This window comes from Devosia sp. Root105, from assembly GCF_001424865.1.
Taxonomy (GTDB): domain Bacteria; phylum Pseudomonadota; class Alphaproteobacteria; order Rhizobiales; family Devosiaceae; genus Devosia_A.
On sequence record NZ_LMCR01000002.1, the window covers coordinates 77,963 to 103,884 of the forward strand.

Genomic DNA, 25,922 nt, shown 5'->3' on the forward strand with positions numbered 1-25,922 from the left:
CAGAAGGCGCGAGGGACGCGCCGACGACAACAGGAGAAACGACCATGAAGACCACCCTTCTTGCCGCCGCCCTTGCCCTCGGCTTCGTTGGTGCTGCCCAGGCCGAAACCGCCAAAATCAACGGCCTCGACATGTACTATGAGGTGCATGGCGAGGGTGAACCGCTCGTGCTGCTGCACGGCGCCTATATGTCAGTCGACAGCAACTGGGCCGGGCTGATCCCGACCTTGGCCAAGGACCACAAGGTGATCGCCGTCGAGCTGCAGAGCCACGGCCACACCAGCGATCGCGATACCCCGATCACCTATGAGGGTATGTCCGATGACGTGGCGGCGCTGCTCGACGAACTGAAGATCGACAAGGCTGCGCTGTTCGGCTTCTCGATGGGCGGCGGCGTCGCCATCCGCTTCGCCATCGATCACCCCGAAAAGGTCACCCGCATCGTCGCCGCGTCCGCCGGCTACAAGTATGACGAGGAGACCATGGGCCCCGATTTCATGAAGATGATCGAGGGGATCACGCCGGAGATGTTCGCCGGCAGCCCGTTCGAAGGCGAGTTCAAGCGCCTGAACCCGCACCCGGAGAATTTCCCGCTGCTGGTCGATAAGCTGAAGCAGCTCGACCTCACCACCTTCGACTGGTCGGCTGACTTCGCCAAGATCAGCGTGCCTTCGCTCTATATCTACGGCGACGCCGATATCGTCGGGCTCGACTATATCTCGAAGCACCATCAGGCCGCCGGTGGCCTCGTCAACGGCGACATGGCCGGCCTGCCCAAGACCCAGCTGCTGGTCCTCCCCGGCACCAGCCACATCAACGTCTTCTTCAACCCCGCGAACGTCGAGATCATGAAGGCCGTGGTCCCGGCCTTCCTGAAGCAGGAACTGCCCGCCAAGCCGAGCTTCCCGGGCTGAGCGACGGGGAGGTAATTGAGAGGGCCGGCGGGAAACCGCCGGCCCCTTTGCTTGTCCGTTCGCCCACCCACCGGCTGTCATCCCAGCGAAAGCTCATGCGCTAAGTTAGGGGGGCGCCCCACCCACCGGGTCATTCCCGCGAAAGCGGGAACCTCTGTTTTCGTGCCTGCTGCACGATCGCAAACGGAGTTCCCCGCTTTCGCGGGGATGACACTGAGTTTGGGGCGCTGTCTGGTGGCAAATTCGCCGATCGGCTCGGCTGAGATCGTGGTCGCCGTGCGTCACTGCTGACAGCCTTTGTCAGCATACCCCGGCCAAACCTTGTCACACCAGACAAGGAGACCCCCGATGAGCACCATCGCCACCTGTTACTGCGGCGGCACCCGCATCGAGCTGCCCAAGGCGCCGACCGAGGCCACCCAATGCACCTGCACCTGGTGCACCAAATCCGGCGGCCTCTGGGCCTACTACGATGTCGGCGGCCCGCGCATCCTCTCCGACACTTTTGGCGCGGTCTATTCCCCGGTCAGCCCGCTGCACGAGCACCACTTCTGCACCCGCTGCGGCTGCACCACCTACGGCGTCAGCCCCGACTATTCGCTCGAGGACACCGCGGTTCCCGAGCGGAAGAAAATGGCCATCAACGTCAAGATCCTCGACGACTACCAGCTGATGCAGTCGCTGCCGGTGAACGTCATCGACGGCCGCAACCTCTGGTAGCCGAAACGACAACGGGCGGCCGAAGCCGCCCGCTGAATTTCTGTCTCTAACCCGTCCGGATCGGCAACTGCCGACCGCGAGGTCAGAAGCCCCAGTTAAGACCGACCGTGACCTGATGGGCAGTGATGTTGAGCGGGCTGGGTGGCGCCAAGCCGAGGGTGTAGTCGGCATCGCCATAATCGCTGTAGCGATAGGCCAGGTCGACCGACAGGTCCTCGGTGGCGGCGAACTCGACGCCGGCGCCCACCGTCCAACCGACATGGGTGGCGTCGTCGCCAAAACTGGGGCCCAAAACCGGCACAGCCTCGACGCTGTTGTGTGCGACGGCCAGACCCGCTGTCAGGTAAGGCAGGAAAGCACCGCCGTCGAAGCCGATCCGGCCGCGCAGCGAGCCTTGCCAGTCGACCGTCGAGGTGAGGCTGCCAAACCCCGGCTGGGTAAGCGTCTCGGTGAGGTCGGCCCAGGCGATGTCGCCGACGACGCCCAGCACGATGCCGTTATCCAGCGTGAAATTGACGCCGGCAGCGACGCCAAGCAACCAGCCCGCCGGCTCAGGGAACTGCGCGCCGGGCGGCGCAAGGTCACTGCCGAGCTCGGCCCAGCCATAGCCACCGAACACGCCGATAAAGGCGCCATCCCAGTTGCCGCTGGCCTGGACCACGCCGGCCTCAACCGGGGTATCGATGATGAGATCGGCCGCCGAAGCCGAGGAAATGGCCAGCGCCGAGACGCCTGCCGCAAGGAGAAGCACAAACTTGTTCATTGGAGCCCACCGCAAAGAATAATCAGTATGCAATCCCAATGGCATAGCCGCGCCCCAAACGGAAGCGCGGGGAGCGCGAAATTCCAGTTTCGCGGAGGCTTGATAACGTAAGCATCACGACACGCGGAACGATCAGCGCTCGATGTAGCAGTCGTCACCCTCCCCCTCGCGGGGAGGGATCAAGGGTGGGGGGCGAAGCACGCTCGATTGGTGCGTGGGCCCCTTCCCATCAGGGGATGTACTTGGCATCGCGACCGTAGCTGCGGAGCGAAACCCCGTTCCATCCAGCGCGCGTCGCCCCCCACCCTAGCTTCGCCAGGTCGCGTCGCTCCCGGCTGCGCTACCCTCCCCGCGAGGGGGAGGGTGACCGGTGCATCACCTCAGTGCCGCGTCTTGCCGTCCTCTTCTTCCTCGAACAGCTCGGCATTGGCCGCATCGGCCGACAGCCTCACTTTGTCGCCCTCGACGGCGGCGACGAGGATGCCCGGCACATAGTGGTGATGCCCCTCATGGCTGCCGCCCGGCGCCTCGGCCTTGGTGAGCTTGATCCGCCCACCCTCAACCCGATCCACAATCCCCACATGCACCCCATCGGCGCCAATGACTTCCATATGCTCGCGGATACCGGAAAGGTTCGACATGACACTGCTCCTTGGTTGTTGGAGCAGGGGGAACGCATGGGGGCGGGGATGGATGCTGCACGGTGTCACGACAAGAAATCGATCTCGATCGCCCTTTTTTCGTCAAGCGCGTGTCAACGACGAAATTTTTATTGAACGGTGCATAGTCGGTGCAGGGGGTGAGCGAATCGCTAGGGTTATCCCCGCTCTTCACAAATTTCCTGTGGAGAATCGGCTTTTTGATTCTTCACAGAAAGAAGATTGACTTGGTTAAAGCTTTGATAAATCTGAATAAAATGCGAACTGAGACGTTCATATAGGACTGTACGGTTCGGTTGTCAATAGTATTGACTTGATGCCGACCGATGGGTTATTGTCCATAGTAGCTAAAGGTGGCGACGGGACTTTACAGCCCTTCGAAACCGTGAAAGATAAGGGCCATGCAGCTGTAACTGCATGGCCCTTTCTATTTCGTTATCTGGTTCGAGTGGCGCCAGAGGCGGACTAGAACGCTGACAACGGCTCTCGCAAGGCTTTGTTAGCGCTCGGGTGACTTCTTAACAAGCCACCTTTGGTAACAAAAATGACCAAACCTCCATTGTACAAGCCGGGCCAACAGGCCCCTCGTTCCGGTCAGTATGAAATGACCGGGCCGCGAGGTGGGCCTACCGGCATCGAGCGCACCGTTGTGAAAAACGAGCCCATGCCGCCCACCAAGGCGCCGGGGCAGCGCTACAAGATGGTCGATCCGACCAAGCATGGAAAATAGCTGATGGCGGGCGTTTGCCCGCCATTTTCTTATCTTCTTTCAACATGCAACGGAGCGGATCAGATGCCGAACTTTGGCTTGTCTGCCTTTCTGAAAATCGTTTGCTTGTCGCCTGCCGCACGTCGGTCTGAGGTACGGCGGAGGATTGTCGGGGGTGCCGGAGCCTACGACTACCACCGCAATCTTCGGCTCCGAGCCAAGCGGTTGGTAGTAAACGCCGAGCCCATTGGCGATGTCCTTGCGTCGGCTGCAACTATTGTGAACGCAGCAGAGCGACAGTCTACGATCTCTGGACTTCAGACCTTGGAGCAGTGGCGCCGAGGCGGAGGCGGGCAGTTCGATGCACCTCGTTCCGTCACTTTTGAAAGCCCATCGGGGATCTTTCAGGTAACCTTTGCGGCCGATTTTGCTATCCGGTTGGATGGCGGCCTCACGGGTGTGCATCTGTGGAATACAATGAAACCCGGACTTCAACCGCACCTTGTTCACAGCGTCCTGTCGTTGTTTTTTGAGCCCATTGAGGAACTCGAAAATCCTCCGGACGATTTTGCAGTCCTGTCCCTTCGCGACCTTCAATTGTTCAGACTCAGCCGTTCATGGGACTATCGTGAACTCGGAATTGACGTCGTTGGGCGTGTCGAGCAGACATTCCTCGACGTCCGCAGGGAGCTTGGCCTCCCTGCAGGTGACCGGCCAGGCGCTTCGCCACGGGCATAGCGTCACGCAAGCGCTAAGGATGCACCCGTCTCGCAAAGACGAGGTGCATCTGAGACCTAGGGCGGTGCCCGCAAGCTGCACGGAAGGATCATCGACATGGCATCGCAGCCCTCCACCGTCGACTACCTCCTAGAACAGCTCGCCTCAGCCGGCGCCGTCTCCGCCCGCAAAATGTTCGGCGAGTACGGGCTCTACTGTGACGGCAAGATCGTTGCGCTGGTCTGTGACGACCAGTTTTTCATCAAGCCGACGCCGGAGGGGCGGGCGTTCCTCGGGGAGGCGGTGGATGAGCAGCCGGCTTACAGCGGCGCCAAGCCGAGCTTTCGGATTGCCGGGGAGCGCTGGGACGATGCGGAGTGGATGGCCGAACTGGTGCCGGTGACCACGGCGGCGCTGCCGATGCCGAAGCCCAAGGGGAAGAAGAAGGTGAAGAAGAAGCGCTGATCGCTGTGGGGCAGCTGCGGCTGGTGCTCAGGCGGTCGACCCTGGCTCGATCGGCACCCTCCCCTTGACGGGGAGGGATGGGGTGGGGTGTGCGGCATGCTGGTGGCCAGCAGTCAGGCACTGTGCCCGCTTCGCCCCCCACCCAAGCTGCGCTAGGTCGCGTTGCTCCCGAGCTGCGCTACCCTCCCCGCGAGGGGGAGGGTGACTGACTGACAGCCCAGTGCGTTAATGCGCCCCGTCCCAATCCCTCGCCGCATGCGCATCCACCTTGATCGGCACCGTCAGCCGCACGGCCGGCTCGGACGCATTCTCCATCGTCTTGACGATCACCGGGATCACGCCGTCTTCCTTGCCTTCGTCGACCTCGAATATCAGTTCGTCATGCACCTGCAGCAGCATCTGCGCGTCTGAGCCGGCGGCCTTCAGCGCTGGTTCCATGCGGATCATGGCGCGGCGGATGATGTCGGCAGCAGAGCCCTGGATCGGGGCGTTGATCGAGGCGCGCTCGACGAAGCTGCGCTCGGCCGGGTGCGAGGAGTTGGCGTTGGGGAAGTTCACCTTGCGCCCGAAAATGGTCTCGACATAGCCGTCGGCCTTCACCTTGCGGCGCTGCTCGGCCATGTAGTCCTGGATGCCGGGGAAGCGGGAGAAATAGGTCTTGATGTACTCGCCGGCTTCCGAGCGCTCGATTCCTAGTTGATTAGCCAAACCAAAGGCCGAGATGCCGTAGATGATGCCGAAATTGATCGCCTTGGCGCGGCGCCGCACTTCCGACGGCATGCCTTCGACCGGCACGCCGAACATTTCCGACGCCGTCATGGCGTGAATGTCGAGCCCTTCCTCGAACGCATCCTTCAGCGCCTGGATATCGGCGATATGGGCGAGGACGCGCAGTTCGATCTGCGAATAGTCGGCGCTGATCAGGGTCTTGCCTGCCGGCGCGACGAAGGCGGTGCGGATCTTCCGGCCATCTTCGGTGCGCACCGGGATGTTTTGGAGGTTCGGATCGTTCGAGCTCAGCCGCCCGGTCAGCACCGAATGCTGCGAATAGGTGGTGTGGACCCGGCCCGTGCGCGGGTTGATGTAGCTCGGCAGTGCATCGGTATAGGTGCCCATCAGCTTGGTCAGCTGGCGCCAGTCGACGATGGTGCGGGCGAGCGGGATGCCCTGCGTCGCGAGGTCTTCGAGCACGTCGGCGCCGGTCGACCAGGCGCCGGTCTTGGTCTTGGTGCCACCAGGCAAGCCCATCCGGTCGAACAGGATCTCGCCCAGTTGTTTGGGCGAACCCAGGTTGAAGTTGGAGCCGGCGAGCTCATAGGCCTCGGCCTCGAGGGCAGCGGCCCTTTGCGCGAAATCACCGGAGAGGCGCGAGAGGATCTGCCGGTCGACGGTGATGCCGCGGCCTTCCATGCGCGCCAGCACCGGCGCCAGCGGCCGCTCGATGGTCTCGTAGAGCGTGGTCATGTTCTCGGCCACCAGCCGCGGCTTCAGCACCTTCCACAACCGGAAGGTCAGGTCGGCATCCTCGGCGGCATACTTTGCTGCGTCGGCGATCGGCACCTGCGCAAAAGTCTTCTGCGTCTTGCCGCTGCCGAGCAGCTCCTTGATCGACATGCCGGCGAGACCCAGCCAGTGATCGGAAAGCTCGCCCATGGTGTTGAATTGCGGGCCATCGAGCGAATAGCTGAGCAGCAGATTGTCGTCGAACGAGCGCACCTCGATGCCGTAGCGGGCGAGGATGCCGAGGTCGTATTTGACGTTGTGGAAGATTTTGAGGATCGAGCGATCGGCAAACAGCGGCTTGATCTGCTCGAGCGCCGCCCGGAGGTCCATCTGCCCCTCGGCCATGCCGCCGCCTAAGAGGTCACCATGCCCCTCGGTATGGCCGAGCGGCAGGTAGGCGCCATTGCCCGGCGCGGTCGAGAACGAGATGCCGACGAGATCGGCGGTCTGGTTGTCGAGCCCGGTGGTCTCGGTGTCGGTGGCAACGATCCCCTCGGCATAGGCCGCGTCGATCCAGCGCTGCAGGTGCGCGGCGTCGCGAATGATCTCGTATTTCGAATGGTCGAGCGGGATCGCTTTGATCTTTTCATGCTCGAGCTTGGCATGCAGCACCGGAGCGGAATCCGCCCGGCCCTCAGCCGATTGCCGCGCCGCGCGCGCCTCGGCCCGGGCATTGTTGTCAAAGCCCACCGGCTCGGCGGGCCTGGCCGCCAGCTCCGGATCGGCCGGCCACGCCTCGGGGTCGGCATCGAGCAGGGTGCCCAGGCGCTTCGAAATGGCGAAGAATTCCATCGCCTTGAGGAACGGAAACAGCTTGGCCGGTTCGACCGGCTGGCGCACCAGGTCCTCGAGCGGCAGCTCCACCGGCGTCTCACGGTTGAGCGTCACCAGACGCTTCGAAATCCGGGCCAGTTCGGCATTGGTTTCCAGCGCCTCGCGGCGCTTCGGCTGCTTGATCTCGGCGGTGCGGCTCAACAGCGTTTCGATATCGCCAAAGGTGTTGATCAGCTCGGCCGCGGTTTTCACCCCGATGCCGGGAACGCCCGGCACGTTGTCGACCGCGTCGCCGCAGAGCGCCTGCACCTCGATGACCTTATCCGGCCCGACGCCGAACTTGGCGAACACCTCGTCCGAGCCGATCCAGCGCAAAGGCGGCTGGCCAGGGCGCGGAATGGTGTCGAGCAGCCGCACCGAGCCATCCGGCTCCACCAGCTGCATCAGGTCCTTGTCGGACGAAACGATCGTCACCTTGCCGCCGACGTCCTTGGCGAGCGCGGTGTAGGTAGCGATGATGTCGTCGGCCTCATAGCCTTCCATCTCGATCGAGGGCAGGCCGTAGGCGCGGGTCGCGGCACGGGTCAGCGGGAACTGCGGCACCAGTTCTTCCGGCGCCGGCGGCCGGTGCTGCTTGTATTCGGCGTAGATCTCATCGCGAAAGGTCTTCGACGAATAGTCGAAGATCACCGCCATATGGGTCGGCGCGTCGTCGCCCGAGAGATCCTCGCTGAGCTTCCAGATCATGTTGCAGAACCCGATCACGCTGCCCACCGGCAGCTTGTCGCTCTTGCGGGTAAGCTGCGGCAGGGCATGGAAGGCCCGAAAGATGAAGCCTGAGCCGTCGACGAGAACGAGATGCATGAAACGATTCCGGATGGTCGGGGCCGGACCTTAGCCGAGAAGCCGCCGGGGATGAACCCTGACGAAGGCTGACACGGGGGGCAGTCCGGCGCCGCTGCAACCGCTCCCGATTGTAATCGCCCTGACGCGCACCATGTCTAGGCTACCGGTCGGGCCGGGAGGGGGAGATAACGATGCGGGCAGCTGTCTATCGGTCGTTCGGCGGGCCGGACGTGGTGCGGGTTGAGGAGCTGCCCAAACCGGTGCCGCAGGCCGACGAGGTGCTGGTGCGCGTCCATGCCTCGACGGTGAGCGTCGGCGACTACCGCATGCGGACCCGCGACCTGCCCAAGGGGCTCGAATTCTTCGGCCCGCTGACCATCGGCATCTTTGCACCGCGCAAGAAAATCCTCGGCATGGATTTCGCCGGCGTGATTGAGGCGGTGGGCGCCGGCGTGACGCGCTTCAAGCCGGGCGACGCGGTGGTGGGCCTCACCGGCATGAAGTTCGGCGGGCATGCGGAATATGTCACGCTCAAGCAGACCGAGGCGATGGTGCTCAAGCCCGAGGGCTGGAGCTTCGAGGACGCCGTGGCGCTGGTGTTCGGCGGCCACACCGTTGCCGAGTGCATCCGGCAATGCCCGATCAGGCCCGGCGACGAGGTGCTGGTCAACGGCGCTTCCGGCGCCGTCGGCACCTCGGCCGTGCAGGTGGCGAAACACTTCGGCGCCGTGGTCACGGCGGTGACCAGCGCCGGCAATGCCGAGCTGGTGCGCTCGCTCGGCGCCGACCACGTGATCGACTACAAGGCCGAGGATTTCACGAAGAACGGCAAGCAGTACGACGTGATCTTCGAGTGCGTCGGCAATGCGCCGTTCGAGCGGGCCGAGCCCGCGCTGAAACCCGGCGGGACGCTGCTGCTGGTGATCCTCGACCTGAAGGGCATGCTCGGCGCCGGCAAAAACAGCCGGCGCAGCGGCAAGCGGGTGATCCCGATCAGCTTCAAGCCCAGTCCCGAGGATGTCGCCTTCGAGATCGAGCTCGCCAAGGCCGGCGCATTGCGACCAGTCATCGACCGGATTCATCAGCTCGATCAGGTGGTTGAGGCGCATCGCCACGTCGACACCGGACGCAAGTGCGGCAGTGTCGTGCTGCAACTGGCAGGATAGATGCTTCGCCTCGCAGATCGTGGCAATCCAGAGTCCGTCAAGCCATTGCCCGATTTGCGTCGCTTTCGGGACAGACTTTCCACAAGCTTGTTAATCATTGTAAGGGCCATGAACGGGGCATTCGACGAGCTTTCGCGTCACTCGGCGCGTCGGCGAAGGGCGACAACTCAGCAACTTCTGGTCCGTGTCGGTGCGCCGGCAATGGCGGTGCTTGGCATTGGCGCGATCGGCGCTGTACTGCTCGGCTTGCAGTGCGGTGGACTGGACCAGTGCTTTGCCCGCAAGGCGCCCGTGACCGCCACCAGCGTGGCGCCCGCGCCCGTCGCGGCCGAGGCCTCGCTCGGCCCGGCCCCTGTCGCGCCCGTTGCGACGGCTCCCGCGGCCCCTGTCGCATCGACCGTGGCGATGACCACTGCGCCGGAGGTGCCGGAGGGCGTCGAGCGGGCGCAGCGGGTCGACGCGATGATCGGCAATACCTTCGTGGCGCTCGCTTCCGATGACGAGGGCTGGCTCGCCGGCGCCGCCGCCAACGCTGCCGCCGACCCCGAGACTTATGCCGAGGGCGATGGCGCCGGCCCGCCGGTGCAGGACGAGACCGCTGTCGAGGCGGTGGACGCCGTTGCCGGCGATACCACGAAGCCGCTGGAGCGCCCGACCCCGCTCGACGTGGCAGCCTTCGCCGAAGCGCCCACCGAGACCGCCGCGACCGTCAAGGCGGAGGCTGAGCGGAAGCTCGCTGAAGTGGCGAAGTCTGAGCCCGAGCCGATTGCCGAACCCGAGTCGGAACCGGCAAAGGAACAGCCTGCCGCCGAGCCGGAAGCCAAGCCAGAACCCGCACCCGCCAAACAGGAAGCGGCCGCCTCCGGCGATTCCCGCACCGTTGCCGGCTCCGGCGTCAATGTCCGCTCCGGCCCGGGCAAGTCGAACGGCCGGGTGTTCGGCCTCGCCGGCGGCGAGAAGGTCACGGTGAGCGAAAACCAGCGCGGCTGGCTGAAGATCACCGACGACCAGGGCCGCACCGGCTGGGTCTACAAGGATTACCTGAACTAGCAGCCAGAGGGCACGCGGCGCCGCGCCGTCGTCGGCAGCGAGTGCCTTCTCCCCTTGTGGGAGAACGTGGCCGAAGGCCGGATGAGGGGTTCTCTCCGCGTACGCCGTCGCTCGTCGCTTACGCTCCGAGCGCGCTACACTTCGTTGCGCGGACCCCTCATCCGGCGCTGCGCGCCACCTTCTCCTACAAGGGGAGAAGGCAAACCGGTGCCCGCGCCGGCCGGGGTTGCCCGGCGCTTCCGCCCGTGATTAATTCCGCGTCCTTCACAGCCCTCCCATGGAGATCGCAATGCCCCGAGTCATGTTCATCGAGAAAGGAGCCCTTCCCCAACTTGAGAACGTGACGCGCAATGCGAACACTGAACCTTGGGATTCTGGCGCATGTCGACGCCGGTAAAACCTCTCTGACGGAACGGCTGCTCTACGCAGCCGGTGTCATCGACCGCCTCGGGAGCGTCGATGGCGGCAATACCCAGACCGATACAATGGCGCTGGAGCGCCAGCGCGGCATCACCATCAAGGCTGCCGTGGTGTCGTTCGTCGCCCATGATACGACGATCAACCTGATCGATACCCCCGGCCACCCCGATTTCATCGCCGAGGTGGAGCGGGTGCTGAACGTGCTCGATGGCGCCGTGCTGGTGGTCTCGGCGGTCGAAGGCGTGCAGGGCCAGACCCGCGTGCTGATGCGGGCGCTGCAGCGGCTCAGGATCCCGACGCTGATCTTCATCAACAAGCTCGACCGCGCCGGTGCCGACCCGGACCGGGTGCTGGCAGCCATCCGCCGTCGGCTGACCCCGGATATCGTGCCGATGGGCGTCGGCCAGGGGCTCGGCACCGCCGCTGCGGCATTCGCCCCCTTCGGTCCCGACGACAAAGGCTTCCACGACACCCTCGCCGAACGTCTCGCCGAGCACGACGAGGCGGTGCTGGCCGCCTATGTCGACAACCGCCCCCTGCCTTACCACCGGCTGCGCGGAGCATTGGTGCAGCAGAGCCGTGCCGGCCGGCTGCATCCGGTGTTCCTGGGCTCGGCCATATCGGGGGCCGGGGTGGAGACGCTGCTGTCAGACATCGCCGAGCTGCTGCCCGCCCCGTCTGCCGAGCAGGAGGCGCCGCCCTCCGGCACGGTGTTCAAGGTCGATCGCGGTCCGGCCGGCGAAAAGCTCGCCTATGTCAGGATGTTCGCCGGCACCCTCTATAACCGCGAGCGCCTGCAGCTGCGCGGCGAAGACGCCAAGATCACTGGCGTCGAGGTGTTCGAGCGCGGCGCCGTCGTGCGGCGCGATCGAGTGGTGGCCGGCGAGATCGCCCGGCTGCGTGGCCTCGATGTGCGGATCGGCGACAGCATCGGCATCTCGCCGCGCCCGGCAGCGCAGCACTTCGCGCCGCCGACGCTCGAAACGCTGGTGGTGCCGGTCGCGGCCGCCGACCGCCGGGCCCTGTGGACGGCGCTCGGGCAACTGGCCGAGCAGGATCCGCTGATTAACCTCCGCAAGGACGATACACGGCAGGAGATCTTCGTCTCGCTCTACGGCGAGGTGCAGAAGGAGGTGATCGAGGCGACGCTCCTCACCGATTACGGGCTCGCGGTAGCGTTCCGCGAAACCACCATGATCTGCGTCGAGCGCCCGCTCGGCAGCGGCGCGGCGGTCGAGCTGATCTTCAAGCCGCCGAACCCGTTCCTCGCCACGGTCGGCATTCGCGTCGCGCCCGGACCGGTCGGCTCGGGCCTCGATATCAGGCTCGAGGCGATGTTCGGCGCTATGCCGGTGGCATTCTATGAAGCCATAGAAGCGGCGATTGGCGAGACGCTGCGGCAGGGGCTGATGGGGTGGCAGGTGACCGACGCGATTGTCAGCGTCACCGATGCTGCCCACAAGGCGCCGATGAGCGCCGCCGGCGATTTCCGCAACCTGACGCCGCTGGTGCTGATGGAGGCGCTGCGGCTGGCCGGTACCGCGGTGTGTGAGCCGATCCACCACTTCCTCATCGATGTCCCAGCCGAGGCGCTGGCGGCCGCACTCTCGGTGCTGGCGCGGCTCGATGCCTTGCCGGGCCAGCCGGTGCTGGAGGGCGCGAGCTATGTGGTCGAAGGCGAGATCGCCGCCGCCCGGGTGCACGAGCTGCAACAGCTGCTGCCCGGGCTGACCCATGGCGAGGGCGCCCTCGAAACCAGCTTTGCCGGCTACCGCGCCGTGGCCGGGCCAGTGCCCACCCGGCGGCGCTCCGACAACAATCCGCTGAACCGCAAGGAGTACCTGCTGCATGTGCTGCGGCGCTTTCCGAGGCGCCAGTCGACCTCACAGCTAACCTCCGACCGGGCCGGGAGGCGATATGGAGCTGACCCATGGCGCGGTCCGTTCACTCTCTCCTCTGGTTCGCCGGCACGCTCATCGCCGCTGGTTTCATCATCACCGCCGGAGCCGTATTCACCGTCGAACGGCTGGCCGAGGCGGTCGCCGCGGCGCCGGTGAAGTCGGACGTGCGGCCCGGCTATGTGGCCTCCCTGCCCACGGCCGCTGCCACCGACCTCGATATCGCGAAGTTCGTTGCCGTGGCGCCGCTCGCCGCGGCGGCCGCAACGGCCACGGCGCCTGAACCGCCAACCCTGACCCACGAAGTGGTGGTGAAGTCACTCTGGGTGCGCGCCGGGCCCAGCAAGCGCAGCGCCAGGGTCGTCGCCCTCGAGCGAGGCGCCCGGCTGTCGATTTCCCGGATCGAGGGCAACTGGACCCTGGTCAGTGGCCCCAATGGCGGACGCGGCTGGGTCTACTCCGATTACATCCGGCCGGCGGGCAGTTACTAGCCGAGCAGCTCGGTCACCTGCTCGTCGCCGAGCTGGCCGAAATGCTGGTAGTGGAGGCTCACCGCGAGGAATGGCTCGGGCGTCTTGAGGCAGACCAGCATATCCGCCTCCTGCGCCAGCTGCTCGATCACATCGGGCGGCGCCACCGGCACCGCGAGGATGATCCGGGCCGCGCCGTCAAAGCGCAGCGCACGGATGGCGGCGCGAGCAGTGTTGCCGGTGGCGACGCCGTCATCCACCACCACGCAGGTGCGTCCGGCCACCGGGATCGGCGGCCGTCCGCCGCGCCACAGCAGCCGTCGGCGCTCGATTTCGGCGAGCTGCCGCTCCTGCTCGGCCTCGAGGTAGCCTTGCGATGCCCCGGCCAGACCCAGCACGGCCTGGCTCACCACCAGTTGCGGATGCGCTCCTTCGGCCACGGCGCCGATGCCATATTCCTCGTGCCCCGGTGCGCCGATCTTGCGCACCAGCAGCAGGTCGAACTCGGCGCCAAGCGCCGTCGCCACCTCACGCGCCACCGGCACACCGCCGCGCGGCAATGCCAGGATCAGCGGGTTGTCGAGGTGAAGCGCCAGAAGCTCGGTGGCCAACGCCCGGCCGGCCTCGTGTCGATCGGTGAAACTGGGCTCGATGCCATGCTGCGTGAACATGCCCGTGCATCCGGATGGACGACTGCGATTGGCATAAACGCTCGCTGGGGCGAGGTGGTTTCACCAATGCCCGCCTGAAATGTGCAGTCATGTTCTCGATTTGCGGACTCACTCGATGTCATCCCAGCGAAAGCTGGGCCCCCCGGCGAGGGCTCTGCCCTCGTCCGGTGCCGCCCGCACCAGCTGATGGATGGGTCCCAGCCTTCGCTGGGATGACAGCTAGTGGGTGGGAGAGTGCTACTGGCGATCCCGTCCGGCGCCGCGACCGCGTCCGACCTGGTTAGCCCGTACCCGATGCATAAAAGAAAAGGGCCGGTCTCCCGGCCCTCTATTGTTGTATCGAGACCTGGTCTTACTCGACCTGGCCGATATTGGCGGGGCTTTCGCCCGGCGACAGCAGGTATTTCCAGATCGCCGCACCAATGGCAGCGCCGATCAGCGGCGCCACGATGAACAGCCAGACCTGGCCGAGCGCGCCGTTCTGCGCAAAGATCGCCGCGGCGATCGAGCGGGCCGGGTTGACCGAGGTGTTCGACACCGGGATCGAGATCAGGTGGATCAGCGTCAGGCTGAGCCCGATGGCGATCGGGGCGAAACCGGCCGGCACCGCCTTGGCAGTGGAGCCGAGAATGACGATCAGGAAGAACGCCGTCAGCACCACTTCCGCAAGCAGCACCGCGGTGAGCCCGTAGCCGCCTGGCGACAGCGTGTCGTAGCCGTTCGAGGCGAAGCCGCCCGGCGTATAGCCGGCGACGCCCGAGGCGATGATGAACAGTACAGCCGCGCCGGCAACGCCGCCGATCAGCTGCGCCACCCAGTATGGCACCAGATCCTTATAGGCAAAGCGGCCGGCGATCGCGAGGCCGAGCGACACCGCCGGGTTGAAATGCCCGCCCGAAATGCCGCCCACCGCATAGGCCATGGTAAGCACCGTCAGGCCGAATGCCAGCGACACGCCGACAAAGCCGATGCCGACATCAGGCACCCCTGCCGCAAGAATGGCGCTGCCGCATCCGCCGAATACAAGCCAGAATGTGCCGAATGCTTCGGCCGATAGTCTTCTGAACATAACCAAACCCTCTCAGGAGTCGTTCCCACGCCTCACTGTTAGGCGCTGTTGTAGCGCCGGTGAATCGCCGCACCCGGGTTTTGCACCACTGTTGTGCTGGGTGAGGACGAAAAACGTAGCCTGTGCAGGCGTCTGCGTGTCGCGCCGGGTGCTGCCGGGTTAAGCTTAGGCCCCGAAAACGTTTACGTGGACTTTAGCTGCGCTACAAATGCGGACGCCAAAATTCAGCTTTTCCGAAGCTCGGCAGTGGATTTTCCTATTTAGCTCAAAATAGAACAAATCGATGACTATCGTTATCACCGTAGATGGTGCGCAAATTACACTGCCGAATTAGGTAACGACCCGGTTACTGTGCATTGTCAGGCTTCTGTCAGTCGTGCTCTAATACTTATGTGGACGCGATTCGAGGGTACGGGGATGAGCCCCGTTACCTACTGGTGCCGGTACAGATCGGCAACAGCTTTGGCCTGCAACCTCAGGTGGCAAAGTGGACAGACTTGCGGACTCGATACCCTATCGGCCCTATCTCAATAGAGATCGGCTGATCTATCTAACGCACCCGGAAGCACGGATATCCAAGGCACTGTGCGACGAGTTCATCGCGCAGGGCTTCCAGGTTTCCATGGTGCCGGACGTGATGGCTCTGACGAGGCTCATGGCGCTCAGGCGTCCTGATCTGGTGCTGATGCCGCTGTGCGGCGAGGAACGCGACATGGCGGACGCGCTCGAGGCGCTGAACGCCATCCGCGGCCAGCACCTGGGCATCCACACCTTCCTTCTGGCGCCTCCCGACGTACGTGCTGAAATGGTGGTGGCCGCCATGAAGCACGGCGCCAGCTCAGTGTTTTCCCCGCCCTATGCGCCGGTTGAACTGGCTGTCGCTGCGCAGGAAATCTTCCGTGGCGACATCCATGTCGAACAGGGCAAGGATGGCCCATCCACCGTGACGGTGAAGGGCTTCGGCACGCTCACCTATCGCGAGCGGCAGATCCTGCAATATGTCGTCGATGGCCGCACCAACAAGGAGATCGCCGTCGATCTCGGCCTCTCCTACCGCACGGTCGAGGTGCATCGCCGGCACATCATGGAAAAGATCGGCGCGCGCAACACCGCCGAACTGGTTCGGCTCGCCATCGAGAGCTGAGTGCTTTCAGGGAAAGTTGTAAGACTTTTCGAAAGTGCGACCAGACAGGAACTGGGCGTCGTCTCGACGAAACTGAAGATGCCCCGAGACAAAAATGCTCCCCGCAGGACGCGAGGAGCGCCAGCAGCGCCGCCCCCGCGCTGCCCGGCTCCACCGGGTTGTTGCCTGCCTCGAAGCAGCACCTTTCGTTCGCGATGGCTCCCGAACGGACGTGAGGCTTTTGCAGCAATGACGCCGGTGGTTCCGTTTTCCGGTGCCTGAGCCAATGTGCCCTCAAGGACCCCCTCTCTTGCAAAAGGGCGCATCCGGGCGGCTAAGCGTCCAGGTCAGGAAACCGCGGCAGGCATAGCCGGCGATCCGTCGCTGATCGGCGCTGCCGCCGTCGAGCAGCGTGATGATCGGGGATAGACTATGCCAGTTCGGCGTCAGCCTGCCAGCAGATCTGTGGAAGTCGCCTTAGGGGCTTAGGGCGCAACGCGCCTCAGCGGAGGCCAGCTTCTTCGAGCAGGCCGAGGCGCTTGGCGTCGTAATAATAGCCGCGGGCGTAGTAGCGCACCGCGCCATCCGAATTGTAGCCGGCGGTGATATAGGCGCCGCGCAGGTACTTCACCGCGTATTTGAGGTTGGTCTCGGCATCGAGCAGCCCGGAGGCGCCGCCGCCATAACCCATCGAGCGCGCCGTATCGTGCCGGATCTGCATCAGCCCGTAATATGGCCCGTTGCGCGCCCCCGGGTTGAAGCCGCTTTCGCGCTGTACCACGCGGCGCACCAGCGACTCCGGCACATCGTAGACGCTGGCATATTTGGCGATCAGCCCGTCCACCCCGGAGGACGAGGTGCGGGCCGGCGCTTCGGCAAAGGCCAGCGGCACGAAGGCCTCGCCTTCGCTCTCGGGCCGCGTCTCGGGCACTGGTGCAATCGCCGCGATTGCCGCCGGCGAGGCCGGCTTGAACCCCGGTAACCCCGCCATCGAGCAGCCCGCGACCAGCCCGGCGAGGACAGGCACAGCGAGCGTGAGGCGCACAACGCGCGAGAGAACAGGGGCCCTGAACATAAAGTCTCTATTAACAGAAGCTTTTGCGCGGGGGAACCCGGGTGAATTGCGGGGGATTTGAGCCGATATGCGGTGCTTTCGCGCAGGAGCCGGTGCGAGCTGCCCCCCCACCCCTGTCCCCTCCCCTTCAAACAGGGGGAGGGAGACGTCAGCCTCGATATTTGTGTGAGGGGACAGGGGTGGGGGGGCAGCCCGCGCCGGCCATCCCGTCGTCGGCAGCCTTTCGCTGCCCTAGGCGATCACCGACTCCTTGAGCGGCGCCGGCCGTTCCACTGGCGTGGTGATCTCCACGGCCCGGCGCTCGCGGCTCGCCGTCTCGAACGCTTCCATCACCTCGAGCACGTGCAGCGCCAGGTCGCCCGAAGCGCGGTGCGGCCGGCCTTCGAGGATGGCGTGCGCCATGTCGGCGACGCCGAGCGAGCGGTAGTTCGCATCGGCATAGGGCAGGGCGTAGGGCACCACCGTCCAGTCCTTCTCGCCCGCCGCCCGCGTCTTCACCTCGCCGCCGAACATGTTGGGGTCGGGCACCAGCACGCTCTGCTTGCTTCCGTAGAGTTCGAACGGCAGGTGCGCGTGGCCCGGCACGTCGAAGCTCAGCGTCACCTGGATGATGGCGCCCGAGTGGAACTCCAGCAGCCCCGCCACATGCGTCGACACCTTCACCGGCATCAGCTGGCCCTTCTTGGGCTCCGAATAGATCGGCCGCTCTTTCTGCGGCGTCGCGCTCATCGCCTGCACGCTCTTCACCGGGCCAAGCAGGTTGATGAGGTCGGTGATGTAATACGGCCCCATATCGAGCACCGGCCCGCCGCCGACGTCGTAATAGAACGCCGGATCGGGGTGCCAGCGCTCATGTCCCGGGCAGGCGAAGAACGCCGTGCCGCCGACAATCTCGCCCACCGCGCCGCTATCGAGCAGGGCTCGTGCCTCCTGGTGTGCGCCGCCGAGGAAGGTGTCGGGCGCCGAGCCGACCCTGAGCCCCGCCTGCTTCGCCGCCGCGGCCAGGGTCTTGCCCTCGGCATAGGTGATGCCGAACGGCTTTTCGCCATAGACGTGCTTGCCCGCCGCGATGGCGCGGAGGCCGACCTCGACATGTGCCCGGGGGATGGTGAGGTTGACGATGATCTCGACCCTCGGGTCAGCCAGGAGCGCCTCGACCGAGACCGCGGTAAGCCCGAACTCGGCGGCCTTCTTCTCGGCCACCTCCGGCTTCATGTCGGCGATGGCGATCACCTCCAATACCGAGAAATCCCGCATCGCCTTGAGGTACTGGCTCGAGATATTGCCACACCCGATGATGCCCACGCCAACGCGACGCTTGCCGTCCATAGTCTTGTGTCTCCGTCCCTGTCGGTAAACCGGCCGATCCGCCCGGTCGGGCGCGCCGCTCCAATCTTCAAGGCAGCATCGCCGCAATTGGCGTCGATTGCCAGAGGCAAATGAGGTACGTAACGCAAGGTTTCTCACCGTGGCCCGATCCTGCTATGAGCGGCGCAATGCTCAATCCCGTCCCCACCAGTTTCGACTATCGCCCGCCGACCGAACCGTGGCTCACCGTGGTGCATGCCGACGACGATATCGTCGTGCTCGACAAGCCCTCGGGCCTGCTCTCGGTCGCCGGCAAGGACCCGGCTTTGGCCGATTGTCTCGAGGCGCGGGTCAAAGGGCGCTGGCCCAGCGCCGCCATGGCGCACCGGCTCGATAAGGATACGTCCGGCGTCCTGGTGATGTGTCTCAACAAGCGGGCGCTCGGCCATGTCGGCCAGGAATTCGAGCAGCGCCGCGCCAAAAAGTCATACGTGGCAAGGGTCTGGGGGGATGTTGAAGCCGACGAGGGTCGCGTCGACCTGCCGCTCGCCACCGATTGGGAAAACAAGCCGCGCCAGCGCGTCGACTATGAGAGGGGGAGGCCGAGCGTCACCGACTGGAAGGTCGAGGCGCGCGAGGGCGGCATCACCCGAGTGCGGCTCTACCCGCTCACCGGCCGCACCCACCAGCTGCGCGTCCACATGCTCGAGCTCGGCCACCCGATCCTCGGCGATCCGTTCTATTCGACCGGCGAGGCCTTCGCCGCGGCCGATCGCCTGCAGCTCCACGCCGAGGAACTGGGCTTCAATCACCCCGCTGGACACTGGGTGAATTTCCGCGTTCCGGCGCCGTTCTGAGCCGCCGCAGCCGGCCGGCCTGTCACGAAATCGTCATTGGAGTGCCGGATTGAGGCCTGAAACGGGCCATTTCCGCCTTTTAGCGTCGCCAGCGTCTCAACCCGAGCTCGGAGAGAACGATGAGCGAGATCAAGGACCGGCAGGACGCCGCTTCCGATATCGACCCGATCGTCGCCGCCCTGGCAGACGACACCCAAGCCGCCGCGGCGGTGGAGGGCTTTGAAGCAGCCGAACCGGTCGATGCCGAGGCCATGCCGGTCGCCGGCGTGGAAGCGCTTCTTGGGCCGGAAGCCGACACTGTGGAGCTCTCAGATAGCGCCGTCAGCGACGCGGACGAGCCGTTGGCTGCCGCCGATCTCGACGATGTCGTCGAAGGCGAGCCCATCCCCCAGTCTGGCGAGACCGTCTACGCAGCGACGGCGACCGATGAACTGGTGGCCGATGCCGCCGTCGATTTCGGCGACGAGGCTCCGGCCGAAGCGGTCGGCTCCGCCGACATCGCCGATGCCATTGAAGCTGCTCTGCTGGACGCGGCGCCCGCGCCGCTTGCTGCCAGCGCCTTCGAGCACATGCCGGCCGCCTATGCCGACACCATCGTCGAGCTTGATGTCGAGGCTGACAGCGATGACGAAGCGCCGCTGCTCGATGTCGATCTCGAAGACGGCATCGCCTCGGTGTTCGCGGCGCTCCACGCCGCGCAGCAGGACAGCGCTCCGGTCGAACCGCTTGGCGATCTCGAAGCCGCCGACGGCGTCACCTTCCGGCTGCTCGGCGAACTCGATCGCCTCTGGCACCGCGCCGCCTGAGCTTTCCACCGGTCGGTTCTCCCGGGGAGCCGACCGTCTTGCACTCGTCGCACCAATCGCCTATTGCCTAGTCCCGCTGCACCCGTAGCTCAGCTGGATAGAGCGCTGCCCTCCGAAGGCAGAGGTCATGAGTTCGAATCTCGTCGGGTGCGCCAATCCTCCAGCCTTGCGACGAAGCAGTTAAGCGGCTCAGACCACGGCTTGCAGTTCCGGCCACTTGGTAATCAGGCGGTGAGTTTCGAGCAGGCGGCACCTCTGGCCTTCTCCTGCATGTGAGATGACAGGCCGCTTCCAGCGACGTCCTCCCTCAATCACCCCGCGTCGTCGCAACGCTCTTCATTGCGTTGGCTGTCGTCGCGGCGATGCTCGACAGGTGGTCCCGCATGGCGAGCCTGGCCTGCTGCGGGTCGTGCGCGGTCACCGCGGTGACGATCCGTTCGTGCTCCCTGGCGCTGTTTTCCAGCACTCCTGGCGTCTCGGAGGCGATGCGTCTGAACTCGGTTCCGGCGTGGTAGAAGGATCGGGCGGTTCGTTCGAGGAACGGATTGCCGGCAAGCGCGAGCAGGGTCTGGTGGAACTCGAGGTCGAGCACCCGAAAGGCCACCGGGTCGGCGATCAGTCGGTAGCCTTCGCGGACCATGTGGTCGAGGTGGAGGATCGCCTCGTCGGTGGCCCGCAGCGCCCCCAGCGCCAGGAGTTCTCCCTCGACCGCCATGCGGGCTTCGTAGAGCGAATCGATGTTGCGCTCGTCGAGCGCGATGAGCATCTGCACTGGCGCCGCCAGCCGCTCCGGCTTCAGGTCGGTGACCGAACAGCGCCCGCCCTGCCGCGTCTCGACGACGCCGAGAATCTGGAGGCCGCGCAGCGCCTCGCGCACCACTGGCCGGCTGACTTGCAGCGCCGCGCCGATTTCCTGCTCGGTGGGCAGGGTGTCGCCTGCCTTGAGGCTGCCGGCATAGATCAGCTCGAGCAGGCGCTCGACCACCAGTTCCGCGGCAGGTTTGCGGGCGAGCGGCGCCCCCTTGCTCAGCGAGGCAACGGCGCTGTCGGTCATGGTGTCACCATCTGTAGCGGCAGGTTGAGGGCGATCGAGGCGGCCCGCAGGCCTTCGGCGTGGTGGCCGTAGCCCAGGACGCCATGATGGGTCGGGCCGGGGCGGCTCCATTCGTTGACGAAGCGGCGCAGCCCCTGCGGGAAGCGGACCCGGGCGTTGGTGTCGCCCAGCTGCAGCGTCGGGCCCGGGACGATCTCTCCCTCCGCCGCCACCAGCTGGAAATCCCCATCGGCCCCCTGCGTCATCGACAACAGGGTAACGGGGCCCGGGCCGGGAAAGAACTGCGTCAGGTAGCCCTTGCCGGATTTGCCGTGGAACACCTCGGACATGGCGAGGCGCGCCGGCTCGCGTGAGATCGCCGGATCGCCGGCGCCGCTATGGCCGATGATCACCACATCGTCGTCGAAATCCATCGAGTAGAGCTCGGCGAGGGTGGCGCTGCCGCCGAGGGTTTTGAGCAGCAGCATGGCCACGGCCACCTTGATGTCGGCCTCGACCGGGCAAGCGATGCCCGCCGCGTTCAATACCGACAAGGCAGGATTGAGCGCGGCCAGCAGCTCGGCGTGCCGGCCCTGCACCGGGCCGTCATAATGGCTGGAGATGGCGCAGAGATTGTGCCGCGCGACGAAGCGCTGCACGGCGGCCGTGACGGTGCCGGCTGCCGCGAACTCGGCCTCGGTCAGCGAACCCGAGGCCGGAAAGATCCGGCGCAGTTCGGCGACCCCGGCGGCCTGCTCGGCAGGCGTTACCGCGTCCATTTCAGCTACCAGCTCGTCCCAGTGCCGGTGGTCGACGAAGCTGCCCAGCTGCTTGAACAGGTGGGTCTCGTCGATGTTCAGGTCCATCATGCCGGCAAACGGCCGCCCCAGCAGGCCGATCGACTGGGTGCGCAAGCGGCGGCAGAGCGTCGCCAGCCTGCACCAGGTGGCGAGGCTGTCTGCCAGTTCCAGGTCATTGTCGAGGTGGCCGGTGAGCACGTCGAAGCGCTTGCCGAGGCGGATCAGCACATTGGTCATTTCCGGCAATGACGAGGGGGTCACCCCGCTCGCCAGCCAGTCGCCGATGCCGGTGACCCGGGCCATGTCGAGCTTGCGCTGCGGCTGGACGTTCAGCAGCACCACCGGCACATCCAGCGCCCGGATCGCCGGCAGCAAGGTTTCGGAATTCGCATAGGTGGCGAGCTGGACGAACACCAGGTCGACATCCTCACGCTGAAACGTGTCGCCGGCGATGCGTGCCGACGCGGCTTTGTCGACGAGGCCCGCCTCGACCAGTTGGCCATGCGGCGAGACCAGCGCGCAGAGGCGCCGGTGCGCGTCCAGCACCGCATCCTTCATCCCGGCGAACTGGCTCCAGTAGCTCCCCAGCCCAACCGCCATGGTGCCGATCCTCGGCCGCGGCGCTGCGTCGTCGGTCATCCGTCTCTCCCGTCGTTTCAGCCTTACAGCGCGCCCCAGCCCGGGGCAATCACTTGAATGCTTCGCAAGCTAGCAACAAAGCAACTTGACTTACAAGTTTCCATGTTGATGAATATGGCCAGGAGGACGGGCATGCTGCTTGAGGGGAAAGTCGTGCTGGTGACGGGCGGTTCGCGGGGCATTGGCGCCGCGATTGCCGCCCTGGCCGGCCGCCATGGCGCCAACGTCGCCATCAACTGCGCGCCGGGTGCAGACGAGGCGCGGGCTGCCGATCAGGTGGTGGCGCTGGTCGAGGCCGCCGGCCGCCGGGCCATCGTTGTCGAAGGCGATATCGCGCTGCCCGACACCTCGACCACGCTGATCGAGCGCACCGTGGCGGCCTTCGGCGGCGTCGACGTGCTGGCCAGCAATGCCGGCATCTGCCCGTTTCACAGCTTCCTCGACCTGCCGCCGGCGCTGCTCGAGCGCACCATGGCGGTTAACCTCCATGGCGCGTTCTACGTGGTGCAGGCGGCGGCGCGGCAGATGCGGGCGCAGGGCAGGGGCGGCGCGATTGTCGCGACCAGCTCGATCAGTGCGCTGGTCGGCGGCGCCACCCAGACGCACTACACCCCGACCAAGGCCGGGGTGCACTCGCTGATGCAATCCGCCGCGGTTGCCCTCGGAGCCTTCGGCGTGCGCTGCAATTCGGTGCTGCCGGGCGCCATCCTGACCGATCTCAACCGCGCCGATCTCGAAGCCGACGACAAGCGGGCGGCGTTCGAAAAGCGCATCCCGCTCGGCCGTCTCGGCCGCCCCGACGACGTCGCCGAGTGCGTGGTGTTTCTCGCCTCCGACATGGCGCGCTACGTCACCGGCGCCGCGCTGCTGGTCGACGGCGGCATGTTCGTGAACCTGCAATGACCTTCTCGTCGGCGGCTCGCTGGCCGGCGCACAATCGAATGAGGACCAGACAATGACCGCGCCCAAGATCGTGGCGATCCGCACCTACCTGCTCGATGGCGCCGGCGGCGGCGACTATTTCCGTCAGGAGGGCGGTCACTGGCTGATCGACAGCGTCATCGCCAACCCGATGTCCGGCTATCCGGAATACCGCAAGACCCGCACCAGCTGGGGCATCGGCGTCATGGGCTCGATCGTCGTCGAGGTCGAAACCGAGGATGGCCAGGTCGGCCGTGGCACCGGCTTCGGCGGCCCGCCGGCCTGCTGGCTGATCAACCACCATTTCAGCCGCTTCCTCAGGGGCGCCGACCCGCGCGACATCAACCGCATCTGGGACCAGATGTTCCGCGCCTCGATGCCCTATGGCCGCAAGGGCATCGCGCTGGCGACGATCAGCGTCGTCGACCTGGCGCTGTGGGATTTGTTGGGGAAGCTACGCGGTGAGCCGGTCTACAAGCTGATCGGCGGGCGCACCAAGGAGGCGGTCGAGCTCTACTGCACCGGCCCGCGGCCCGACGCCGCGCAGAAGCTCGGCTTCTTCGGCGGCAAGGTGCCGATCCCTTACGGTCCGGCGAGCGGCCGGGAGGGCCTGCGCGCCAATATCGAGTTCCTCACCCGCCATCGCGAGGCCATCGGCCCCGATTTCCCGCTGATGGTCGATTGCTACATGGCGTTCGACGTGCCCTACGCGATCGAGATCGCCGAAGCCTGTGCGCACCTCAACATCCATTGGTGGGAAGAGGTCCTGCACCCCGACGATTTCGATGGCTTCGCGCTGCTGAAGCGCGCCCACCCCAAGCTCCGCTGGACCACCGGCGAGCACGAGTACTCGCGCTATGGGTTCCGCAAGCTGATCGAGCAGCGCAATGTCGATATCCTGCAGCCCGACGTGATGTGGGTCGGCGGCCTCACCGAACTGCTGCGCATTTCGGCGCATGCGGCGGCTTACGACCTGCCGGTGGTGCCGCATGGCAGCGGGCCCTACAGCTACCACTATGTGCTGTCGCAGACCAACGCGCCCTTCAGCGAATATGTCGCCAACAGCCCCGACGGCACCGCCGTGCTGCCCAGCTTCGGCGCGCTGTTCACCAATGAACCCGTGCCCGAGAACGGTCGTGTCGACGTCACCGACGCGCCAGGTTTCGGGCTCGAGCTGAACCCCTCGGCGAAACTGGTCGAGGCCGCCTGAGGCAGAACGGCCCGCCAAAGCGGGCCCACAAAGGGAGAGAGAAACGTGATTCAGAGACGCAATCTGCTGAGTGCCGTCGCCGCCGGCGTCACCTTGCTGGCGCTCGCTCCGGCGATGGGGCAGGACAAGCCCTTCGCCGGGGTCGAGCTGAAGGTCGCCATGATCGACGAGCCGCGCGAATGGGCGTTCCGCGACCGGCTGGCCGAGTTCGAGGCGCTGACCGGCATCAAGGTGACCATCGATACCTATGGCTTCGATGGCCTGTTCAACAAGATCCTCACCGCCTCGGCCGGCAAGACCGGCGAGTACGACGTGGTGCAGATGCACGTGCCGGATATGGCTTTGTTCGACGAAAAGGGCTTCATGGTCGATCTCACCGACTGGGTGAAGCGCGACGCCGCCGAGATGGAACTGGACGATATCCACCCCTCCATCCAGGACTCCCACATGATGTACAAGGGGCGCTACTACGGCGTGCCGACCCATGTGGGCGGTATGAACTTCTACTACCGCAAGGATATCTTCGAGGCCGAGGGCTATGCCGTTCCCACCACCTGGGACGAGGTGCTGGCGATCGCCAAGGCGGTCGACGAGAAGCACGGGCCGGAGATGCGCGGCCTGGTGCTGATGGGCAAGGCCGACATCCAGGGCGCCTCGACGTTCCAGAACATCTGGGGCGCCTATGGCGGCAACTACTTCGACGAAGCCGGCAAACCGACGCTCAACACCGAAGCCGGCCTCGCCGCCATGAATATGCTCAAGGCGCTGTCCGCGCACGCCGTAGAGGGCTCGCCGTCTTACAGCTTCGACGAGGCGCAGACCGCGTTCAAGCAGGGCCAGGCCGCGATGACGCTATTCTGGGACTCGGGCGACAACTTCTTCGGCGATGCGGCCAATTCGCAGATCGCCGGCAAGTGGGCCATCGCGCCGATGCCGGGCGGCCGCGCCACCAATGGCGGCTGGTCGGTGCAGGTGTCGCGCGACTCGAAGAACCCGGAAGCGGCGTTCGCGTTCCTCAAGTGGATCGTCTCGCCCGACATGGAGCGGGCGCTGGTGCCGCTCACCCCCTCGATCCGCACCTCGATCCTCTCCGATCCGGCCAACGACAAGTACCCGGCCTATAAGGGCTTCCTCGCCCTGGTCGAAGGCCAGCCGTTCAACTTCCCCAAGGTCACGCCGAACCTGCAGATCCTCCAGGAACTCGCCGATGCGCAGAACTCGGTGATGACCGGCCAGGCCACACCGGAGGCGGCGCTGGCGCAACTGCAGTCCGACGTCGAAGCCATCGCCGTCCGCTTCGGCATCTGGCAGCCTTGAGCCTCACTGCTCTCCGCCA

General features: G+C 65.5%; 21 protein-coding genes, 1 tRNA gene and 1 pseudogene. 14 read left to right on the top strand and 9 right to left on the bottom strand.

The features are described 5' to 3' along the window. Nucleotides 1-44 precede the first annotated feature (44 nt). The gene (locus tag ASC68_RS05805) at nt 45-914 is read left to right on the top strand and encodes an alpha/beta hydrolase (RefSeq protein WP_055876261.1); all 870 of its coding nucleotides are present in this window, start codon (nt 45-47) and stop codon (nt 912-914) included. Nucleotides 915-1,262: 348 nt separating this feature from the next. Then, entirely contained in the window at nt 1,263-1,634 is a 372-nt protein-coding gene (locus ASC68_RS05810) for a hypothetical protein (protein WP_055876265.1), read from the top strand. Between the two features lie 82 nt (nt 1,635-1,716). On the opposite strand, the gene ASC68_RS05815 is transcribed toward ASC68_RS05810, so the two are convergent. Both ASC68_RS05815 and ASC68_RS05820 read right to left on the bottom strand, forming a co-directional pair. Beyond that, nucleotides 1,717-2,397, bottom strand: a complete 681-nt coding sequence (locus tag ASC68_RS05815) for an outer membrane protein (protein ID WP_055876268.1) — start codon at nt 2,395-2,397, stop codon at nt 1,717-1,719. 380 nt (nt 2,398-2,777) lie between these two features. Further along, the gene (locus tag ASC68_RS05820) at nt 2,778-3,038 is read right to left on the bottom strand and encodes a DUF2171 domain-containing protein (RefSeq protein ID WP_055876270.1); all 261 of its coding nucleotides are present in this window, start codon (nt 3,036-3,038) and stop codon (nt 2,778-2,780) included. Between the two features lie 1,561 nt (nt 3,039-4,599). On the opposite strand from ASC68_RS05820, the gene ASC68_RS05830 reads away from it, so the two are divergent. Continuing rightward, nucleotides 4,600-4,947 carry a TfoX/Sxy family protein gene (locus ASC68_RS05830; RefSeq protein WP_055876276.1) on the top strand — a complete coding sequence of 116 codons (348 nt, stop codon included), beginning with the start codon at nt 4,600-4,602 and terminating at the stop codon, nt 4,945-4,947. A gap of 225 nt (nt 4,948-5,172) precedes the next feature. Here ASC68_RS05830 and polA read toward each other — a convergent pair whose 3' ends face one another. Beyond that, the gene (gene polA / locus ASC68_RS05835; RefSeq protein ID WP_055876279.1) at nt 5,173-8,088 is read right to left on the bottom strand and encodes a DNA polymerase I; all 2,916 of its coding nucleotides are present in this window, start codon (nt 8,086-8,088) and stop codon (nt 5,173-5,175) included. Nucleotides 8,089-8,261: 173 nt separating this feature from the next. Between polA and ASC68_RS05840 the strand changes: the two genes are divergently transcribed. The 4 genes from ASC68_RS05840 (at nt 8,262) to ASC68_RS29115 (ending at nt 13,095) form a co-directional block, all read left to right on the top strand. Next, nucleotides 8,262-9,236: an NAD(P)-dependent alcohol dehydrogenase gene (locus tag ASC68_RS05840; RefSeq protein WP_055876282.1), complete on the top strand. Its 975-nt coding sequence runs from the start codon at nt 8,262-8,264 to the stop codon at nt 9,234-9,236. A 201-nt stretch (nt 9,237-9,437) separates the two neighbouring features. Beyond that, nucleotides 9,438-10,286, top strand: a complete 849-nt coding sequence (locus ASC68_RS05845) for an SH3 domain-containing protein (RefSeq protein WP_055876285.1) — start codon at nt 9,438-9,440, stop codon at nt 10,284-10,286. Nucleotides 10,287-10,636: 350 nt separating this feature from the next. Continuing rightward, nucleotides 10,637-12,763, top strand: coding sequence for a TetM/TetW/TetO/TetS family tetracycline resistance ribosomal protection protein (locus ASC68_RS05850; RefSeq protein ID WP_082527939.1), 2,127 nt, complete (start codon nt 10,637-10,639; stop codon nt 12,761-12,763). A gap of 167 nt (nt 12,764-12,930) precedes the next feature. Continuing rightward, on the top strand, nt 12,931-13,095 hold the full coding sequence (locus tag ASC68_RS29115; protein WP_248310496.1) for an SH3 domain-containing protein: 165 nt from the start codon (nt 12,931-12,933) through the stop codon (nt 13,093-13,095). On the opposite strand, the gene ASC68_RS05860 is transcribed toward ASC68_RS29115, so the two are convergent. Both ASC68_RS05860 and aqpZ read right to left on the bottom strand, forming a co-directional pair. Beyond that, on the bottom strand, nt 13,092-13,745 hold the full coding sequence (locus tag ASC68_RS05860; protein WP_055876291.1) for a phosphoribosyltransferase family protein: 654 nt from the start codon (nt 13,743-13,745) through the stop codon (nt 13,092-13,094). The two genes, ASC68_RS29115 and ASC68_RS05860, sit on opposite strands and share 4 nt — an antisense overlap. A gap of 352 nt (nt 13,746-14,097) precedes the next feature. Beyond that, nucleotides 14,098-14,814 (bottom strand): aquaporin Z, encoded by a 717-nt coding sequence (gene aqpZ, locus ASC68_RS05865; RefSeq protein WP_055876294.1) that lies wholly within the window; start codon nt 14,812-14,814, stop codon nt 14,098-14,100. 487 nt (nt 14,815-15,301) lie between these two features. Here aqpZ and ASC68_RS05870 point away from each other — a divergent pair, with 487 nt between their 5' ends. Beyond that, entirely contained in the window at nt 15,302-15,958 is a 657-nt protein-coding gene (locus ASC68_RS05870; RefSeq protein ID WP_156384615.1) for a response regulator transcription factor, read from the top strand. 481 nt (nt 15,959-16,439) lie between these two features. Here the strand turns inward: ASC68_RS05870 and ASC68_RS05875 are convergent. Next, a pseudogene (locus tag ASC68_RS05875) lies at nt 16,440-16,823 on the bottom strand (lytic transglycosylase domain-containing protein); the annotation flags it as partial. Nucleotides 16,824-17,243: 420 nt separating this feature from the next. Next, nucleotides 17,244-18,341 carry a Gfo/Idh/MocA family oxidoreductase gene (locus tag ASC68_RS05880; RefSeq protein WP_055876303.1) on the bottom strand — a complete coding sequence of 366 codons (1,098 nt, stop codon included), beginning with the start codon at nt 18,339-18,341 and terminating at the stop codon, nt 17,244-17,246. A gap of 155 nt (nt 18,342-18,496) precedes the next feature. Between ASC68_RS05880 and ASC68_RS05885 the strand changes: the two genes are divergently transcribed. The 3 genes from ASC68_RS05885 to ASC68_RS05895 all read left to right on the top strand — a co-directional run bounded on the left by ASC68_RS05885 (nt 18,497) and on the right by ASC68_RS05895 (nt 20,138). Beyond that, the gene (locus ASC68_RS05885) at nt 18,497-19,177 is read left to right on the top strand and encodes a pseudouridine synthase (protein WP_055876306.1); all 681 of its coding nucleotides are present in this window, start codon (nt 18,497-18,499) and stop codon (nt 19,175-19,177) included. A gap of 119 nt (nt 19,178-19,296) precedes the next feature. Continuing rightward, entirely contained in the window at nt 19,297-19,983 is a 687-nt protein-coding gene (locus tag ASC68_RS05890; protein ID WP_055876309.1) for a hypothetical protein, read from the top strand. A 78-nt stretch (nt 19,984-20,061) separates the two neighbouring features. Continuing rightward, nucleotides 20,062-20,138 (top strand) — tRNA-Arg (locus ASC68_RS05895). Nucleotides 20,139-20,290: 152 nt separating this feature from the next. Here ASC68_RS05895 and ASC68_RS05900 read toward each other — a convergent pair. Together ASC68_RS05900 and ASC68_RS05905 are read right to left on the bottom strand one after the other, a co-directional pair. Beyond that, nucleotides 20,291-21,037: a FadR/GntR family transcriptional regulator gene (locus ASC68_RS05900; RefSeq protein WP_055876312.1), complete on the bottom strand. Its 747-nt coding sequence runs from the start codon at nt 21,035-21,037 to the stop codon at nt 20,291-20,293. After that, complete coding sequence (locus ASC68_RS05905; protein WP_055876313.1) at nt 21,034-22,455, bottom strand: hypothetical protein; 1,422 nt, start codon at nt 22,453-22,455, stop codon at nt 21,034-21,036. Before ASC68_RS05905 ends, ASC68_RS05900 begins: the two co-directional genes overlap by 4 nt. A gap of 132 nt (nt 22,456-22,587) precedes the next feature. On the opposite strand from ASC68_RS05905, the gene ASC68_RS05910 reads away from it, so the two are divergent. The 3 genes from ASC68_RS05910 to ASC68_RS05920 are packed head-to-tail and all read left to right on the top strand — an operon-like array spanning nt 22,588 to nt 25,903. Next, complete coding sequence (locus tag ASC68_RS05910) at nt 22,588-23,358, top strand: SDR family NAD(P)-dependent oxidoreductase (protein ID WP_055876316.1); 771 nt, start codon at nt 22,588-22,590, stop codon at nt 23,356-23,358. 52 nt (nt 23,359-23,410) lie between these two features. Then, entirely contained in the window at nt 23,411-24,586 is a 1,176-nt protein-coding gene (gene rhmD, locus ASC68_RS05915) for an L-rhamnonate dehydratase (protein WP_055876319.1), read from the top strand. Nucleotides 24,587-24,631: 45 nt separating this feature from the next. Next, the gene (locus ASC68_RS05920; protein ID WP_055876322.1) at nt 24,632-25,903 is read left to right on the top strand and encodes a sugar ABC transporter substrate-binding protein; all 1,272 of its coding nucleotides are present in this window, start codon (nt 24,632-24,634) and stop codon (nt 25,901-25,903) included. The last annotated feature ends 19 nt before the right edge of the window (nt 25,904-25,922 follow it).

What these genes read in the sequence shown, in the direction of transcription:
- aqpZ (WP_055876294.1), bottom strand. Translation starts at nt 14,814, where the DNA reads ATGTTCAGAAGACTATCGGCCGAAGCATTCGGCACATTCTGGCTTGTA.
- ASC68_RS05900 (WP_055876312.1), bottom strand. Translation starts at nt 21,037, where the DNA reads ATGACCGACAGCGCCGTTGCCTCGCTGAGCAAGGGGGCGCCGCTCGCC.
- ASC68_RS05910 (WP_055876316.1), top strand. Translation starts at nt 22,588, where the DNA reads ATGCTGCTTGAGGGGAAAGTCGTGCTGGTGACGGGCGGTTCGCGGGGC.
- rhmD (WP_055876319.1), top strand. Translation starts at nt 23,411, where the DNA reads ATGACCGCGCCCAAGATCGTGGCGATCCGCACCTACCTGCTCGATGGC.
- ASC68_RS05820 (WP_055876270.1), bottom strand. Translation starts at nt 3,038, where the DNA reads ATGTCGAACCTTTCCGGTATCCGCGAGCATATGGAAGTCATTGGCGCC.
- ASC68_RS05810 (WP_055876265.1), top strand. Translation starts at nt 1,263, where the DNA reads ATGAGCACCATCGCCACCTGTTACTGCGGCGGCACCCGCATCGAGCTG.
- ASC68_RS05805 (WP_055876261.1), top strand. Translation starts at nt 45, where the DNA reads ATGAAGACCACCCTTCTTGCCGCCGCCCTTGCCCTCGGCTTCGTTGGT.
- ASC68_RS05885 (WP_055876306.1), top strand. Translation starts at nt 18,497, where the DNA reads ATGAGCGGCGCAATGCTCAATCCCGTCCCCACCAGTTTCGACTATCGC.
- polA (WP_055876279.1), bottom strand. Translation starts at nt 8,088, where the DNA reads ATGCATCTCGTTCTCGTCGACGGCTCAGGCTTCATCTTTCGGGCCTTC.
- ASC68_RS05815 (WP_055876268.1), bottom strand. Translation starts at nt 2,397, where the DNA reads ATGAACAAGTTTGTGCTTCTCCTTGCGGCAGGCGTCTCGGCGCTGGCC.
- ASC68_RS05830 (WP_055876276.1), top strand. Translation starts at nt 4,600, where the DNA reads ATGGCATCGCAGCCCTCCACCGTCGACTACCTCCTAGAACAGCTCGCC.
- ASC68_RS05860 (WP_055876291.1), bottom strand. Translation starts at nt 13,745, where the DNA reads ATGTTCACGCAGCATGGCATCGAGCCCAGTTTCACCGATCGACACGAG.
- ASC68_RS05850 (WP_082527939.1), top strand. Translation starts at nt 10,637, where the DNA reads ATGCGAACACTGAACCTTGGGATTCTGGCGCATGTCGACGCCGGTAAA.
- ASC68_RS05880 (WP_055876303.1), bottom strand. Translation starts at nt 18,341, where the DNA reads ATGGACGGCAAGCGTCGCGTTGGCGTGGGCATCATCGGGTGTGGCAAT.
- ASC68_RS05845 (WP_055876285.1), top strand. Translation starts at nt 9,438, where the DNA reads ATGGCGGTGCTTGGCATTGGCGCGATCGGCGCTGTACTGCTCGGCTTG.
- ASC68_RS05840 (WP_055876282.1), top strand. Translation starts at nt 8,262, where the DNA reads ATGCGGGCAGCTGTCTATCGGTCGTTCGGCGGGCCGGACGTGGTGCGG.
- ASC68_RS05905 (WP_055876313.1), bottom strand. Translation starts at nt 22,455, where the DNA reads ATGACCGACGACGCAGCGCCGCGGCCGAGGATCGGCACCATGGCGGTT.
- ASC68_RS05890 (WP_055876309.1), top strand. Translation starts at nt 19,297, where the DNA reads ATGAGCGAGATCAAGGACCGGCAGGACGCCGCTTCCGATATCGACCCG.